Raw genomic sequence first — 15,698 nt, forward strand, 5'->3', positions numbered from 1 at the left:
AACTCTATGTTAGGAATAATAACCTTTATTATTATTTTTGGGATTTTAGTCATTGTCCATGAATTTGGGCATTTCTATTTTGCCAAAAAATCTGGGATTCTTGTCAGAGAATTTGCCATTGGTATGGGCCCCAAAATCTTTTCGCATGTTGACCAAGAAGGGACTCTCTACACTTTGAGGATTTTGCCTTTGGGTGGTTACGTGCGTATGGCTGGTTGGGGAGATGACAAGACAGAAATCAAGACTGGGACACCGGCTAGCTTGACACTAAATGAGCAAGGGTCGGTCAAGCGCATCAACTTGTCTCAAAGTAAGATTGATCCCACTAGCCTGCCCATGAATGTCACTTCCTATGATTTGGAAGATGACCTTAGTATCACCGGTTTGGTTTTGGATGAGACTAAGACCTATGCTGTTGACCATAATGCGACCATTGTTGAAGAAGATGGTACTGAGATTCGAATCGCTCCGCTTGATGTGCAGTACCAAAATGCTAGCATTGGTGGCCGCTTAATCACCAACTTTGCTGGTCCTATGAATAACTTTATTCTAGGGATTGTGGTCTTTATCCTTCTTGTCTTTTTACAAGGTGGCATGCCAGATTTTAGTAGTAATCAAGTCCGTGTGCAAGAAAATGGTGCCGCTGCTAAAGCTGGTATCCGCGACAATGACCGGATTGTCACTATCAATGGTCATAAGGTCAAGGATTGGGCAGATTTGACCGAAGCTGTCCAAGCGTCTACTCGCAACCTAGGTGCTTCCGAAACGGTTAAGGTGACTTACAAATCAGGTCAAACCCTAAAAACCGTCGCTGTTAAGCCTCAAAAACAAGGCAAGCAATATGCTCTAGGTGTGAAGGCAAGGTTGAAAACAGGTTTTGTTGATAAGCTCCTAGGCGGTTTAGAATTGGCTTGGAATGGTGCTTTTGCTATTTTGAATACCTTGAAAGGTCTGATCACTGCCTTTAGCTTAAATAAGCTAGGTGGTCCAGTTGCCATGTACCAAATGTCTAATCAGGCTGCCCAAAATGGCTTAGATTCTGTCTTATATCTCATGGCAATGCTCTCTATCAACTTGGGAATTTTCAACTTAATTCCCATCCCTGCCCTTGATGGTGGGAAAATCTTGATGAATATTATTGAAGCCATTCGTCGCAAACCTTTGAAACAAGAAACAGAAACCTATATCACTCTTGTTGGGGTTGCCATCATGGTTGTTCTGATGATTGCCGTGACGTGGAATGATATTATGCGAGCTTTCTTCTAAAGAGACTCGCTTCAATAAAAGTAATCTGTTACAAGAAAACTCAAAGCCGACCGAAAATATGGCTTAATGACTTACCACAGAATGAAAGGAATACACATTCAATTCTCTATTGAATAGCCCGATTGGCAAGCAATCCCAAACTTTTGGGAATAGCAGTTGTCTCTGGCCTTGTATCAAAACGTAACTATCTTATGAAACAAAGTAAAATGCTTATCCCAACCTTGCGCGAAATGCCAAGTGACGCCCAAGTAATTAGCCACGCGCTTATGGTGCGTGCAGGCTATGTGCGCCAAGTTTCCGCTGGTATCTATGCTTATTTACCACTGGCAAACCGTACCATTGAGAAATTCAAGACCATCATGCGCGAAGAATTTGAGAAAATTGGTGCTGTAGAAATGTTAGCACCAGCCCTTTTGACAGCTGACCTTTGGCGTGAGTCCGGTCGTTATGAGACCTACGGCGACGACCTTTACAAGCTTAAAAACCGTGACAAATCAGACTTTATCTTGGGTCCGACTCATGAAGAAACCTTTACAACCTTGGTGCGTGACGCGGTTAAATCTTACAAACAATTACCACTAAACCTTTACCAAATCCAAGCCAAATACCGTGACGAAAAACGCCCTCGTAATGGCTTGCTTCGCACCCGTGAATTCATCATGAAAGACGGTTATAGTTTCCATCCAAATTACGACGACTTGGATGTGACTTATGAAGATTATCGTCAAGCTTATGAAGCTATTTTTACCAGAGCAGGTCTAGACTTCAAAGGGATTATTGGAGATGGTGGTGCTATGGGTGGTAAGGATTCTCAAGAATTCATGGCCATTACACCAGAACGTACAGACCTTGACCGTTGGGTGGTCTTGGATAAATCTATCCCAAGCCTTGCAGATATTCCAGAAGAGGTTCTAGAAGAGATCAAAGCAGAATTGACAGCTTGGATGATTTCTGGTGAGGATACTATCGCTTACTCTAGTGAATCAAGCTATGCTGCCAACCTCGAGATGGCAACTAATGAATACAAACCATCATCAAAAGTTGCTGCTGAAGATGCCTTGACAGAAGTGGAAACACCAAATTGTAAGACCATTGATGAGGTGGCAGACTTCCTTTCAGTAGATGAAACGAAAACCATCAAAACCTTGCTCTTCATGGCCGACAATGAGCCTGTTGTTGCTTTGTTAGTGGGTAATGACCAAGTTAACGATGTTAAATTGAAAAATTACCTTGGAGCAAACTTCTTAGAGCCAGCTAGCGAAGATGACGCACGTGCCTTCTTTGGTGCAGGTTTTGGCTCACTTGGTCCTGTCCACTTGGCAGAAGGTAGCCGCATCGTGGCTGACCGCAAAGTCCAAGACCTTGCTAATGCCGTTGCAGGAGCCAATAAGGATGGTTTCCATTTGACAGGAGTTAATCCAGGACGTGATTTCCAAGCTGAATATGTTGATATTCGTGAAGTCAAAGAAGGAGAAATGTCTCCGGATGGTCACGGGGTTCTCCAGTTTGCGCGTGGTATTGAAGTTGGCCATATTTTCAAGCTGGGCACTCGCTACTCAGATAGCATGGGAGCAACTATTCTTGATGACAATGGCAGAGCCGTTCCAATTGTCATGGGATGCTATGGTATCGGTGTTAGCCGTATCCTGTCTGCTGTCATTGAACAGCATGCCCGTCTCTTTGTGAACAAGACACCAAAAGGTGATTACCGTTATGCTTGGGGCATTAACTTCCCTAAAGAATTGGCCCCGTTTGATGTGCATTTGATTACGGTTAACGTCAAAGATCAAGCAGCACAAGACCTAACGGCGACATTAGAAGCAGACTTAATGGCTAAAGGCTATGATGTCTTGACAGACGACCGTAACGAACGCGTTGGTTCAAAATTCTCTGATAGTGATTTGATTGGCTTGCCAATTCGTGTCACTGTTGGTAAAAAAGCCGCTGATGGGATCGTGGAAATTAAAATCAAGGCAACTGGAGACAGCGTCGAAGTAACTGCTGATAACCTTATTGAAACCCTTGAAATTTTGACAAAAGAACAATAAAAAATGAAGAGGTTACCTGTTTAGTGTAGCCTCTTTTTGATATACTACACCTATGACAGATAATCGTTTCAAAGAATTAATAGCAGCAGATAAGGATATGATGACCATTTTAACCATTATTGCAACTCTGCCCTTGGCAGACGCTTGGTTAGCAGCAGGAGCTATTCGGAATTTCATATGGAACCAGTTGGCCTATGGTATTGGTTTTGATGCAGATACTGATATGGATGTGGTGTTTTTTGACCCTAGTTTGCCTTACGAAGCGAATCAGGTTGTCGAAGATTTCCTTAATAAAGAATTTCCAAATTATCGTTGGGAAGTCCGAAATCAAGCTTATATGCACAACCATTGTCCTAATACCGAACCGTACTTATCAACGTGTGATGCCATTTCAAAGTACCCTGAGCGATGCACAGCTATTGCTATTAGGCGGATTGATGACCAGCTGGAATTGTTTGCCCCTTATGGGTTAGCTGATATTCTAGCTTTTGAATGTCACCCGACCCCTCATTTTCTATCAGATAAGGAGCGGCTTTCGCTTTATCAAAAGCGTTTAGTAGCAAAAAACTGGAAAGAGAAGTGGCCACAACTCCGCTATTTTCTTGATTAGGTTAACAGAGAAGATAGGGGAGGATACCAAGTTTCCTTCCTTTTCTTTCTCTTTTAAAACTCGAAAATAATCCTTAATTGTGATAAAATAGAGCCTAGGAAAATCGGGAGTAAACTATGTCAGACTTATTCGTTAAATTGATGGAACAGATAGAAATGCCGCTTGACATGAGACGCTCAAGTGCTTTTTCGTCTGCTGATATTATCGAGGTGAAGGTGCATTCGGTATCACGCTTGTGGGAATTTCATTTTGCTTTCGCGGAGATTTTACCGATTGCGACCTATCGTGAACTGCACGAACGTTTGATACGAACCTTTGAGGCGGCTGACATCAAGGTAACTTTTGATATTCAGGCTGCTCAGGTGGATTATTCAGATGATGTGCTTCAAGCTTATTACCAAGAAGCTTTTGAACATGCACCTTGTAATGGGGCTAGTTTTAAGTCCTCTTTCTCAAAACTCAAGGTAAGGTATGAAGGTGATCAACTCATTATTGCAGCCCCGCGTTTTGTTAATAATGATCATTTCAGGAAAAACCACCTGCCTAATTTGGTCAAACAATTTGAAGCCTTTGGTTTTGGCACCTTAACCATTGATATGATATCCGATCAAGAAATGACAGACCATTTAACTAAGGATTTTGTTTCTAGTCGTCAGGCTCTTGTGGAAAAGGCTGTACAGGATAATTTGGAAGCCCAAAAATCCCTTGAGGCCATGATGCCACCGGCTGAAGAAGCGGTACCTTCTCATAAATTTGATTATAAAGAGCGCGTGGCGCAGCGTCAGGCAGGGTTTGAAAAAGCAGTCATCACACCAATGATAGAGATTGAGACCGAAGAAAACCGAATTGTCTTTGAGGGGATGGTTTTTGATGTGGAGCGCAAGACCACTAGGACAGGTCGCCATATCATCAACTTTAAAATGACAGACTATACCTCCTCGTTTGCTCTGCAAAAATGGGCCAAAGACGATGAGGAGCTCCGCAAATTTGATATGATTGCTAAGGGGGCTTGGTTACGGGTACAAGGTAATATTGAGACCAATCCTTTTACGAAGAGTCTCACCATGAATGTCCAACAAGTCAAAGAAATTGTACATCATGAGCGCAAAGACCTGATGCCAGAAGGGCAAAAGCGGGTTGAGTTTCATGCCCACACCAATATGTCTACTATGGATGCTTTGCCAACAGTAGAAAGCTTGATTGATACGGCAGCCAAGTGGGGACACAAGGCGGTTGCCATTACCGACCATGCTAATGTGCAAAGTTTTCCTCATGGCTACCATAGGGCTCGCAAAGCTGGGATTAAGGCTATTTTTGGCCTAGAAGCCAATGTTGTTGAGGACAAGGTGCCTATTTCTTATGATCCTGTTGATATGGATTTGCACGAAGCTACTTATGTGGTCTTTGACGTGGAAACCACAGGTCTATCTGCCATGAATAATGACCTGATTCAGATTGCGGCTTCCAAAATGTTTAAAGGAAATATTGTAGAGCAGTTTGATGAGTTCATTGATCCTGGACATCCTCTTTCTGCCTTTACCACCGAATTGACAGGCATTACCGACAAGCATTTGCAAGGCGCCAAGCCATTGGTTACCGTCCTAAAAGCTTTTCAGGACTTTTGCAAAGATAGTATTTTGGTTGCCCATAACGCCAGTTTTGACGTGGGCTTTATGAACGCCAATTATGAACGCCATGACTTGCCCAAAATCACACAGCCTGTAATTGATACCTTAGAATTCGCAAGAAATTTGTATCCTGAATACAAACGTCACGGTTTGGGACCGCTCACCAAGCGTTTCCAAGTGAGTCTAGACCACCATCATATGGCTAATTACGACGCGGAAGCCACAGGACGTCTTTTGTTTATTTTTCTAAAAGATGCCAGAGAAAAGCATGGCATCAAAAATCTTTTGCAACTCAATACAGATTTGGTAGCTGAGGATTCTTACAAAAAAGCGCGGATTAAGCATGCGACTATCTATGTGCAAAATCAGGTTGGTCTTAAAAACATGTTTAAGCTGGTCAGCCTTTCCAATATCAAATATTTTGAAGGGGTTCCTCGTATTCCAAGAACCGTCTTAGATGCTCACAGAGAGGGGTTGTTACTAGGAACAGCTTGTTCGGATGGGGAAGTTTTTGATGCCGTTCTGACTAAAGGAATTGATGCGGCGGTTGATTTAGCTAAGTATTATGATTTTATCGAAATCATGCCACCAGCCATTTACCAGCCACTGGTTGTCCGTGAATTAATCAAAGATCAAGCAGGTATTGAGCAGGTGATTCGTGATCTTATTGAAGTAGGGAAACGAGCTAATAAACCTGTGCTTGCCACTGGAAATGTGCATTATCTGGAGCCTGAAGAAGAGATTTACCGTGAAATTATTGTGCGTAGTCTCGGTCAGGGTGCCATGATTAACAGAACAATCGGCCGTGGGGAAGGGGCCCAACCTGCTCCTCTACCTAAAGTGCACTTTAGAACAACTAATGAAATGCTGGATGAGTTTACCTTTCTTGGAAAAGACCTCGCTTATCAAGTGGTTGTGCAAAATACTCAGGATATGGCGGATCGCATTGAGGAAGTGGAAGTGGTTAAGGGAGACCTCTATACCCCGTATATCGACAAGGCTGAAGAGACGGTTGCCGAATTAACCTATCAAAAAGCGTTTGAAATTTATGGTAATCCTCTACCAGATATTATCGATTTGCGAATTGAAAAAGAGCTAACCTCTATCTTGGGGAACGGCTTTGCCGTGATTTACCTAGCGTCGCAAATGTTGGTTAACCGCTCAAATGAGCGAGGCTATCTGGTTGGTTCTAGGGGATCTGTTGGGTCTAGCTTTGTGGCAACCATGATTGGGATTACTGAGGTTAATCCTATGCCGCCTCACTACGTTTGCCCGTCTTGCCAACATTCTGAGTTTATCACAGATGGATCAGTTGGATCGGGTTATGATTTGCCTAATAAGCCTTGTCCAAAATGTGGCACCCCTTATCAAAAAGACGGCCAAGATATTCCCTTTGAGACCTTCCTTGGATTTGACGGGGATAAGGTACCGGATATTGATTTGAACTTTTCCGGTGATGATCAGCCGAGTGCCCATTTAGATGTTCGAGATATTTTTGGTGCTGAGTATGCTTTTCGTGCTGGAACCGTAGGTACCGTAGCAGAAAAAACAGCCTATGGGTTTGTTAAAGGCTATGAACGAGACTATGGCAAGTTCTATCGTGATGCTGAAGTGGATCGTCTAGCAGCAGGGGCTGCCGGAGTAAAGCGAACAACTGGGCAGCATCCCGGAGGGATTGTTGTTATTCCTAATTACATGGACGTTTATGACTTTACCCCAGTACAATATCCGGCTGACGATGTAACGGCTTCTTGGCAGACGACTCACTTTAACTTCCACGATATTGATGAGAACGTCTTGAAGCTTGATATTCTGGGGCATGATGATCCGACCATGATTCGTAAACTTCAAGACTTGTCAGGTATTGATCCTATTACTATTCCCGCTGATGATCCAGGTGTTATGGCTCTCTTTTCTGGGACAGAGGTTTTAGGAGTCACTCCAGAACAAATTGGAACACCAACTGGCATGCTCGGCATTCCGGAATTTGGGACCAACTTTGTTCGCGGCATGGTTAACGAAACGCATCCGACCACTTTTTCAGAATTGTTGCAGTTGTCTGGACTATCTCATGGAACCGATGTTTGGCTTGGTAATGCACAAGATTTGATTAAAGAAGGCATTGCGACCCTAAAAACCGTTATCGGTTGTCGTGACGACATCATGGTTTACCTTATGCATGCTGGCTTGCAACCGAAAATGGCCTTTACCATTATGGAGCGTGTGCGTAAGGGCCTATGGCTGAAAATTTCTGAGGAAGAACGTAATGGCTATATTGATGCCATGCGGGAAAATAATGTGCCTGACTGGTACATTGAATCCTGTGGAAAAATCAAGTACATGTTCCCTAAAGCTCATGCGGCAGCTTATGTTTTGATGGCCCTTCGGGTAGCTTACTTCAAGGTGCATCATCCTCTTATGTATTATTGTGCTTACTTCTCTATTCGTGCTAAAGCCTTTGAATTAAAAACCATGAGTGGTGGCTTAGAAGCCGTCAAGGCTCGGATGGAAGATATCAGTATCAAGCGTAAAAATAATGAAGCCACCAATGTGGAAAATGATCTTTTTACCACCCTGGAGATTGTGAATGAGATGCTGGAACGTGGTTTTAAATTTGGGAAACTGGACCTTTATAAGAGTAAAGCAACAGAGTTTCAAATCGAAGGGGACACGCTGATCCCGCCATTTGTTGCCTTAGAAGGTTTGGGTGAAAACGTGGCGAAGCAAATCGTGAAAGCTCGTCAAGAAGGAGAATTCCTGTCTAAAATGGAACTGCGTAAACGAGGCGGTGCATCGTCAACGCTCGTTGAGAAAATGGATGACATGGGTATTTTAGGCAATATGCCTGATGACAATCAGTTAAGCCTATTTGATGATTTCTTCTGAACCTTTTCTTTTAGAAGATTCTGTGATAGAATAGGAAAAAATGTGTGAATAGGGGCTGGGATGCAAAACCAAGAGAGTTAATTTCTTGAATCATATCCCACTCCCTATTTTTATCAGAAATTGTTAATACTAATCAGTGATATATAACTGAGTGAGGAGTGAGAAATGAGTAACCTAGATAAGAATAGTGCCTTAAAAGCCATGGTGGTTTTTCGCAAGGCTCAGCGCACCTTAGATGCCTTTGGATCAGATGTGTTTAAGAATGCTAATTTGACCCCTACCCAGTTTAGTGTGTTAGAGGTTTTACATACCAAAGGGAGTATGCGCATTAATAACCTCATTGACTCCTTGCTGGCAACCTCAGGAAACATGACAGTGGTTTTGCGTAATATGGAGCGAAATGGGTGGATTAGCCGTTGCAAAGATGACAAGGATAAAAGGGCTTATCTTGTGGGGTTGACAGATCAAGGCAGAGCCTTAATTGAAGACGCCCTTCCTAAACACATCAAGCGAGTGGAGCAAGCCTTCTCTGTTTTAACCGAAGTGGAACAGAAAGAATTAATCACTTTATTGAAAAAATTTAAAAACCTATAAACAAAGGTCTTTACAGTTTTTCCGTTTCACGTTATAATGACTACATAGTAATATTAGTCACTAACTAGTATAAAAGGAGAAACACATGTCTAAAAAAATTCTGTTTATTGTCGGATCATTACGCCAAAACTCATTTAATAAGCAAATGGCGCAAATCGCTGAAGAAATGATTGGCGATCGTGCAGAAGTTTCTTATCTGGATTATGCAGATCTTCCATTGTTTAACGAAGAATTGGAAGCTCAAGGTGTTCCAGCTATGGATCGCATCCGTAAAGAGCTTGAAGCAGCAGACCTTGTCTGGATCTTCTCCCCTGTTTATAACTGGTCAATTCCTGGAACAGTGAAAAACTTATTGGACTGGGCAAGCCGTTCTCTTGATCCAAGCGATCATGCAGCAGCTTCATCAATCCAAGATAAATTCTTTACAGTATCTTCCCTTGCAAATGGGGAATCACCAAAAGCTGTTTTCAAACATTATCGCGAATTGTTGCCGTTTATTCGTACCAATGTTATTGGTGAGTTTGCAGGAGGTCCAATTAATCCTGAAGCATGGGAAACTGGTAAAATTACCTTGTCAGAAAGCCTTCATGAAAAATTGGCTAACCAAGTTGAAGAAGTCCTCCAAGAGCTTCACTAAGAACACTTATCCTCAATTCACAATTTAAAAGAGACTGGCTACAGAGCCAGTCTCTTTTAAGTAGGGTTTAGTCAAGAAGTAATAGATTATCATTAGCTTTGAAAGGAGCTGTTGGATTGATACGATCGTAAAACATGACTCCGTTGATATGATCGATTTCATGTTGAACGACAATAGCGTTATAACCTTTTAACTTGATTTTATGTTTTTCGCCAGTCTTGTCAAAATACTCAACGGTGACACGGGCGTGACGCACGACGTAACCTTCAACCACTCGGTCAACAGAGAGGCAACCTTCACCGTCAGCTAAAGCAGCATCTTGAACTGAGTGAGAAACAATTTTAGGATTGTACAGGACTTCTTGCAAACTATAAGCTTCTTTTGGAGGGTTTCCTTCTTGATCAGGAAGGTTAGGGACTAGCACAGCGATGATGCGTTTTGACACATCAATCTGAGGTGCGGCCAAACCAACACCCGCTCGAAGGCCTAGCTTCTCTCCCATAACAGGGTCTTGAGAATGCTTCAAGAATTGCATCATTTTTTCTCCTAGGAGAATATCCTCGTCACTTAGGGGAAGAGTCACTTCTTTAGCGACAGCCCTTAAGGTGGGATTCCCTTCACGAATAATGTCATCCATGGTAATGAGATGACTTGGTTTAATTATTTTATCTTGTGCAGACATGTCTACTCCTTTAATTTTTTAACTGGATTTACTATATCACAAATTGCTTCTTTTTAAAAGAAGTCACAAAAGGAAGTGGCAACAGTAGGGTTCAGCCGACAGTTGCTGAGAAATCAGCCACCTATGTCAGTTTTAAAGAAAAATGAGCAATTGGAGTTAAATCAGTTGCCATCTTGTTACTTTCCTTGTATAATCATCAATGATATCCAAACATGGAATCTTTAGAGAGAAAGATGACACTGTTTCTAAAAACCGGGAATCCCTAGTGGATTCCCTTTATTTTTGTCAGGAAAATGCAATCAGTCATTAGCGCTTAATTGAAGCAGGCCCTGCTGATTAATAATCCGATAGGTTTTGAAAAAGGTTCGCTCAATCATGCCTTGAAGGATGAGCTGATGAACCACTCGATGAAGGTGGCGATAGCTGGTCCCGAAACGGTCAGCCAGTAAGGTCAGGTTTAAATGAACTTCTTGCTGGTTCTCATGTGCAATGAGGTAAGAGGCTAGACGTTCTTTGACGGTATAGGTGATGTTAGTAGTGGAGGTGATATTTTGCTTGTAAAAGTTTTGAGCCAATCTTCGACCAATATGATAGAGGAAGTCTGCATCCGTCAGTAGGCTTTCTTTATAGGTGAGTGGTAGTTGGACAACATAAGCTTCATCAAGAACAATGACCGAGGTCACTGCTTTTTGATCGGTCATTAATTCAATATCGCCGATAAGAATGGGTCCGTTATGGGTTTCTAAAATGTGTTCTTTACCATTAAACAAGCGTCGCACAATTTTGATGTTGCCTTGCACCAAGTAATAAAGAGCCTTGAGTTCCTGGTCTTGCACACAAATGGCTTCTCCTTTAAGGTAGTGGGTTAGCTGCAGGTATGGGTGGCTATTTTTTTGGAAAAATTCCTCCAGCCGATGCTTTGTTAAGTAGTGTGCCAACAATTTAGTATCTGAAATCGTCTTCATGGGCTTTTTATGACCCAGGTCCTATTTTTATCGTTTTCTTTTGATTATACTGAAGGTAGCTAAAATATTCAAGGAAAGAGAGTCTCTTTGATGGTATCCCAAAAATCCCTTATTGAAAAAATAAGCCTCCTCAGTTTGTCCCTGATGATGGTTTCACCTTTTGCAGTGTCACCCGCCCTTCCTAAAATGATTGCTTATTATCAAGCGCAGGGCTATCAGGCGCAGTCTGTGGGAATCCTATTTTCCCTGGCCTCTTTTGCCATTTTAGGGGTTCTTCTCATTATGCCTTTCCTGAATCGTTTTTTGTCTGAACGTACAACAGTTGTAGTGGGGCTCCTTCTTTTGGCAGGTGGTGGAAGTTTTCCTGTTCTCAATCAAGCTTACCCACTTGTGTTTGGCTCACGGATTTTATTAGGGTTAGGTATTGGTCTGATTAACGCTCGCGCGATTAATATTATTAGTGAACGCTTTTCTGGTAAGGAAAGGATAGCCATGTTAGGTTATCGAGGGTCAGCAGAAGTCTTAGGGTCAGCCTTCCTTACTTTTTTGGCGGGTTATATGATTCCTTTTGGCTGGTCTTTGGCTTATTTGATCTATGGCTTTGGGTTTGTTGTTTTAGCACTTTACCTCCTTTTTGTACCTCCTATGATTTCTCATCAAGCTCCAGTAGCGTCACAGGAGCGTCAGAATTTATCACTAAAGCAATTGTGGCAGATTTTAGGGTTGGCCGGTTATGCTGGATTTGTCATTTTAGTCAATACTTCTAATACCTTGCGAATTCCTCAGGTGATCGATCAAGGTCAGATGGGGAGCGCCACACAAGCCAGTTTGATTTTAAGTTTGATGATGTTTATGGGCATTTTGGCTGGCATCAGTTTTAGTCCCCTTCTTATGTTATTAAAAGATATGGTGATGGCTTGGGTTGCTTTTGTTTTAGGTTTGGGCATGTTAGTGTTATGGCAGGGAGACAATCTCTTTTTAGTAGCAATTGGTGCCCTATCAACTGGTTTTGTTTACAGTATCGGAGTGACCTATGTTTTTCATGCTCTCTCGGAAAGAATTCCTAGTCATCAATTGACATCAGCCACGACTCTTGTCTTGATAGGGTGTAATCTGGGCGGCGGTGGTGCTGCTTTGGTTTTGCAGCTTCTATCTCACCTAAGTTCTGATTTAAAAGCCGTCTATCTAATATTTGCACTAGCAAGCCTTGGTTTAGCAACAGGACTTGCAGGTTATATCTGGTTTTTCAAGAAGCTTAATAAGACCACTTAGTGACTCGAGGGCGAAATAAACGAATAACAGTTGACCTAGCTTTTCGAATCTGCTAGAATAGAGTGGTCGAAAGACAAACCAACTTTTTCTTGGTTTTAGGAGTGCCAATCCTAGGACTCGGATTAAGCAAAAAAAGGAGATATTATTATGGCAATCTCAAAAGAGAAAAAAAATGAAATCATCGCTCAATATGCACGTCATGAAGGCGATACTGGTTCAGTAGAAGTTCAAGTTGCAGTTCTTACATGGGAAATCAACCACTTGAACAACCACATCAAAGAACACAAAAAAGACCACGCTACTTACCGTGGATTGATGAAGAAAATCGGTCACCGTCGTAACTTGTTGGCATACCTACGTCGTACAGATGTTAACCGTTACCGTGAGTTGATCCAATCTCTTGGACTTCGTCGTTAATTTCAAGTTTAAAAAGTCCTCTGCTTATGCAGTGGGCTTTTTAATTTTTGACATGTTGTTTGTTAACTTACACATTTGGCTAGAATGGTCTAAGGTTGTTTCGTTAGCAGTTGATGATTTTATCTAGCAATAAAAGGTATCTCAGTGATGAGGTATCTTTTGTTATATCATGAAGAAAAAGGAAATCAATTCCCAGATTTGCCTAATTTTTGCTACCTTTTGAGGAACTTGTTACAATGATATCACCTGTTGAGTCCAATTGCAGTCAAAAATGACGTGAGACAATTGGACTCAATTTATCTTGAAAATGAAAACGCTTCATTTTATACTAGCATTATAGGAGGAGATGACATGCTATCTCATGAGCTCATCAGAAAATATCAACTCTTTTCTAAATATAAAGGACATTCACTGGAGGCATTTGAATCCATATTAAAGACAAGCAAACGTCATATACTGGCAGATATTGCTAAAATCAATGACAGTCTGTCGCTGTATCAGTTACCCCTTATTGTTCTGGACAGGCAGCTGGTTTATCCGCCAGACCTTACTGAAAAGAACTTGTTGAATCGCATGCTACCTACCTTAGACGACTATCTTTTTCAAGATGAGCGTCTGGACATGATTATCATTTACATCATGATGGCTAAAGAATTTATCTCCATTAACCACTTGGAAAGCTTGTTACGGCTAAGCAGAAATTCCGTTATTGCTGATTTAAACTTGGTGCGTGATCGGGTACAAGCCTTTCAGGTAACTTTAGCTTACAATCGCCAGGATGGTTATTTTTTTGAAGGAGAACCCTTAGCTTTGCGGCGTCTCTTAGAATCAGCGGTCAGTTCTCTTTTGCAAGTCACACCAGGACCTTGTGTGTTCAGTTACTTATTGCATGAACTTGGTTTGCCCGACCAGACAAAGGTGATGGCAGCAACGTTGGAGGAACTGAGCAGAGAGAACCACTTGACTTTTATTTCGGAGAAATTGAGGGATTTGATTTATTTTTTCTGCCTTCTCGCTCATCGACCATTTTCACGAGATGTAAGGGCTGAAGCAGTGGACACTTTTCCTTTAGCTTCGCCAGCTGTTGAAACGATGGTGGACCAGTTATTGGTCAACTTCCCCAGTCTAACCCAAGAAAAATATTTGGTTCAATCTAGGTTACTTGGTTGTATTCAAGGTGACTTAGCCTTAGTCTTTCAGCAACCTATCTATGACATTATGGAGGAAATCATCAATTCGGTGGCGGTTAACACGGGCTTGTCTATCACCGATACCCCAGAACTTCGTCAGAACCTATACAGTCACCTTTTGCCGGCTTATTACCGACTTTACTACGACATTAACTTGACCAATCCTTTGAAGGAACAAATCAAACAAGATTATGAATCTCTCTTTTACTTGGTCAAGCGTAGTCTTTCTCCTCTAGAAAAACAATTGGGGAAACCAGTTAATGAAGATGAGGTTGCTTATTTTACCATTCATTTTGGGAGATGGTTGCAGGCCTCTAAGAAGAGGCCAAGCAATCAGCTGGTAGCCTTATCTGTTTGCCCTAATGGCATTAGTTCGTCTCTGATGTTGGAGGCAACCTTGAAGGAACTTTTTCCACAACTACAGTTTATTAGGATTCACCAGCTGGACAAAATAAAGTTGTTAGATCCAGCATCCTTTGATTTGATTTTTTCAACAGTAGCTTTTGACTGTGCTAAACCTGTTTATGTGACGCAAGCTTTGATGGGACCTGTTGAGAAAATGATGTTGAAAAAGATGGTCTGTGATGACTTTCATCTTCCCTTGTCAGAGCAATTCGCTTTGGATGACCTGTTGAGTATTATTCATAAACACACCACGATTACTAATAAAGAAGGACTTGTTAGTGATTTATCCCGTTACCTGATTGGTAACCATTTAACGATTGAAAAAGGAGGTCTAGGACTATTGGACTTGTTAACAGCAGATTTTATTAGGCAGGCTGATGCTGTTTCGGATTGGCAGGAAGCGATTTGTTTGGCTGCTCAGCCTTTACTAGAACACCAGATGATTGAAACATCTTATATCGACGGTATGATTGATTCGGTCAATGAGCTAGGGGCCTATATTGTTTTAGCCCCTAAGGTGGCTGTTCCTCATGCGGCGCCTGAAAAAGGAGCACGGCAGTTAGGCATGTCTCTCTTACAACTAAAAGAACCTGTCAGCTTTGATTTGAAGCAAGAAGGTGATCCAGACAAGCAAGTGCAATTGATTGTTGTTTTGTCTGCTGTGGATTCTAGTTCACATTTGAAGGCTTTGCAGGAACTGTCGTTGATTTTAGATGACGATGAACATATTGAGCAATTAATTGAGGCTGAGAATACTGATAAAATAGTGAGTCTGATTAGCCATATGATTGAAAAAGGAGATGAATCACATGATTAAAATTGTAACAGTTTGTGGAAACGGTATTGGTAGTAGCTTGTTACTTCGCATGAAAGTCGAAGCTATCGCATCTAGTTTGGGTATTGATGTGGATGCAGAATCCTGTGATTCCAATGCGGCTGTTGGAAAGGGTGCAGATTTATTTGTTACCGTTAAAGAATTTAAAGATATTTTTCCAGAGGATGCCAAGGTTTGTATCGTTAAGAGCTATACTAATCGTAAAAAAATTGAAGAAGATTTGGTTCCAGTTCTCAAGGAAATGAGTGGCAAGGAATAAGCCT

At 41.8% G+C, this 15,698-nt stretch carries 12 protein-coding genes; 10 read left to right on the forward strand and 2 right to left on the reverse strand.

Annotation, left to right across the window (positions count from 1 at the left end; translation table 11 throughout):
- The first annotated feature begins 6 nt into the window (after window positions 1-6).
- From rseP to DYD17_RS01345, 6 genes are all read left to right on the forward strand, one after another.
- Window positions 7-1,266 carry an RIP metalloprotease RseP gene (gene rseP, locus DYD17_RS01320; protein WP_115252547.1) on the forward strand — a complete coding sequence of 420 codons (1,260 nt, stop codon included), beginning with the start codon at window positions 7-9 and terminating at the stop codon, window positions 1,264-1,266.
- 191 nt (window positions 1,267-1,457) lie between these two features.
- Entirely contained in the window at window positions 1,458-3,314 is a 1,857-nt protein-coding gene (locus DYD17_RS01325) for a proline--tRNA ligase (RefSeq protein WP_003049499.1), read from the forward strand.
- A gap of 52 nt (window positions 3,315-3,366) precedes the next feature.
- Complete coding sequence (locus tag DYD17_RS01330) at window positions 3,367-3,924, forward strand: nucleotidyltransferase family protein (protein WP_037584902.1); 558 nt, start codon at window positions 3,367-3,369, stop codon at window positions 3,922-3,924.
- A gap of 116 nt (window positions 3,925-4,040) precedes the next feature.
- The gene (locus DYD17_RS01335; protein ID WP_115252548.1) at window positions 4,041-8,438 is read left to right on the forward strand and encodes a PolC-type DNA polymerase III; all 4,398 of its coding nucleotides are present in this window, start codon (window positions 4,041-4,043) and stop codon (window positions 8,436-8,438) included.
- 165 nt (window positions 8,439-8,603) lie between these two features.
- Window positions 8,604-9,032, forward strand: a complete 429-nt coding sequence (locus tag DYD17_RS01340; RefSeq protein ID WP_003049505.1) for a MarR family winged helix-turn-helix transcriptional regulator — start codon at window positions 8,604-8,606, stop codon at window positions 9,030-9,032.
- An 85-nt stretch (window positions 9,033-9,117) separates the two neighbouring features.
- Window positions 9,118-9,669 carry an NADPH-dependent FMN reductase gene (locus DYD17_RS01345; RefSeq protein WP_003049507.1) on the forward strand — a complete coding sequence of 184 codons (552 nt, stop codon included), beginning with the start codon at window positions 9,118-9,120 and terminating at the stop codon, window positions 9,667-9,669.
- Window positions 9,670-9,736: 67 nt separating this feature from the next.
- Here DYD17_RS01345 and def read toward each other — a convergent pair whose 3' ends face one another.
- The gene (def, locus tag DYD17_RS01350) at window positions 9,737-10,351 is read right to left on the reverse strand and encodes a peptide deformylase (protein WP_003049509.1); all 615 of its coding nucleotides are present in this window, start codon (window positions 10,349-10,351) and stop codon (window positions 9,737-9,739) included.
- Window positions 10,352-10,650: 299 nt separating this feature from the next.
- The gene (locus DYD17_RS01355) at window positions 10,651-11,316 is read right to left on the reverse strand and encodes a cyclic nucleotide-binding domain-containing protein (RefSeq protein ID WP_115252550.1); all 666 of its coding nucleotides are present in this window, start codon (window positions 11,314-11,316) and stop codon (window positions 10,651-10,653) included.
- Between the two features lie 90 nt (window positions 11,317-11,406).
- On the opposite strand from DYD17_RS01355, the gene DYD17_RS01360 reads away from it, so the two are divergent.
- The 4 genes from DYD17_RS01360 (at window position 11,407) to DYD17_RS01375 (ending at window position 15,694) form a co-directional block, all read left to right on the forward strand.
- Window positions 11,407-12,588 carry an MFS transporter gene (locus tag DYD17_RS01360; RefSeq protein WP_174221704.1) on the forward strand — a complete coding sequence of 394 codons (1,182 nt, stop codon included), beginning with the start codon at window positions 11,407-11,409 and terminating at the stop codon, window positions 12,586-12,588.
- A gap of 147 nt (window positions 12,589-12,735) precedes the next feature.
- On the forward strand, window positions 12,736-13,005 hold the full coding sequence (rpsO, locus tag DYD17_RS01365) for a 30S ribosomal protein S15 (protein WP_003046456.1): 270 nt from the start codon (window positions 12,736-12,738) through the stop codon (window positions 13,003-13,005).
- Between the two features lie 351 nt (window positions 13,006-13,356).
- Window positions 13,357-15,417 (forward strand): BglG family transcription antiterminator, encoded by a 2,061-nt coding sequence (locus tag DYD17_RS01370; RefSeq protein ID WP_115276317.1) that lies wholly within the window; start codon window positions 13,357-13,359, stop codon window positions 15,415-15,417.
- Window positions 15,410-15,694: a PTS sugar transporter subunit IIB gene (locus tag DYD17_RS01375; RefSeq protein WP_002982644.1), complete on the forward strand. Its 285-nt coding sequence runs from the start codon at window positions 15,410-15,412 to the stop codon at window positions 15,692-15,694. Before DYD17_RS01370 ends, DYD17_RS01375 begins: the two co-directional genes overlap by 8 nt.
- Window positions 15,695-15,698: the final 4 nt, after the last annotated feature.

The organism is Streptococcus dysgalactiae subsp. dysgalactiae, assembly GCF_900459225.1.
Lineage (GTDB): Bacteria > Bacillota > Bacilli > Lactobacillales > Streptococcaceae > Streptococcus > Streptococcus dysgalactiae.

What these genes read in the sequence shown, in the direction of transcription:
- rpsO (WP_003046456.1), top strand. Translation starts at nt 12,736, where the DNA reads ATGGCAATCTCAAAAGAGAAAAAAAATGAAATCATCGCTCAATATGCA.
- rseP (WP_115252547.1), top strand. Translation starts at nt 7, where the DNA reads ATGTTAGGAATAATAACCTTTATTATTATTTTTGGGATTTTAGTCATT.
- def (WP_003049509.1), bottom strand. Translation starts at nt 10,351, where the DNA reads ATGTCTGCACAAGATAAAATAATTAAACCAAGTCATCTCATTACCATG.
- DYD17_RS01335 (WP_115252548.1), top strand. Translation starts at nt 4,041, where the DNA reads ATGTCAGACTTATTCGTTAAATTGATGGAACAGATAGAAATGCCGCTT.
- DYD17_RS01325 (WP_003049499.1), top strand. Translation starts at nt 1,458, where the DNA reads ATGAAACAAAGTAAAATGCTTATCCCAACCTTGCGCGAAATGCCAAGT.
- DYD17_RS01345 (WP_003049507.1), top strand. Translation starts at nt 9,118, where the DNA reads ATGTCTAAAAAAATTCTGTTTATTGTCGGATCATTACGCCAAAACTCA.
- DYD17_RS01340 (WP_003049505.1), top strand. Translation starts at nt 8,604, where the DNA reads ATGAGTAACCTAGATAAGAATAGTGCCTTAAAAGCCATGGTGGTTTTT.
- DYD17_RS01355 (WP_115252550.1), bottom strand. Translation starts at nt 11,316, where the DNA reads ATGAAGACGATTTCAGATACTAAATTGTTGGCACACTACTTAACAAAG.
- DYD17_RS01330 (WP_037584902.1), top strand. Translation starts at nt 3,367, where the DNA reads ATGACAGATAATCGTTTCAAAGAATTAATAGCAGCAGATAAGGATATG.
- DYD17_RS01360 (WP_174221704.1), top strand. Translation starts at nt 11,407, where the DNA reads ATGGTATCCCAAAAATCCCTTATTGAAAAAATAAGCCTCCTCAGTTTG.
- DYD17_RS01370 (WP_115276317.1), top strand. Translation starts at nt 13,357, where the DNA reads ATGCTATCTCATGAGCTCATCAGAAAATATCAACTCTTTTCTAAATAT.
- DYD17_RS01375 (WP_002982644.1), top strand. Translation starts at nt 15,410, where the DNA reads ATGATTAAAATTGTAACAGTTTGTGGAAACGGTATTGGTAGTAGCTTG.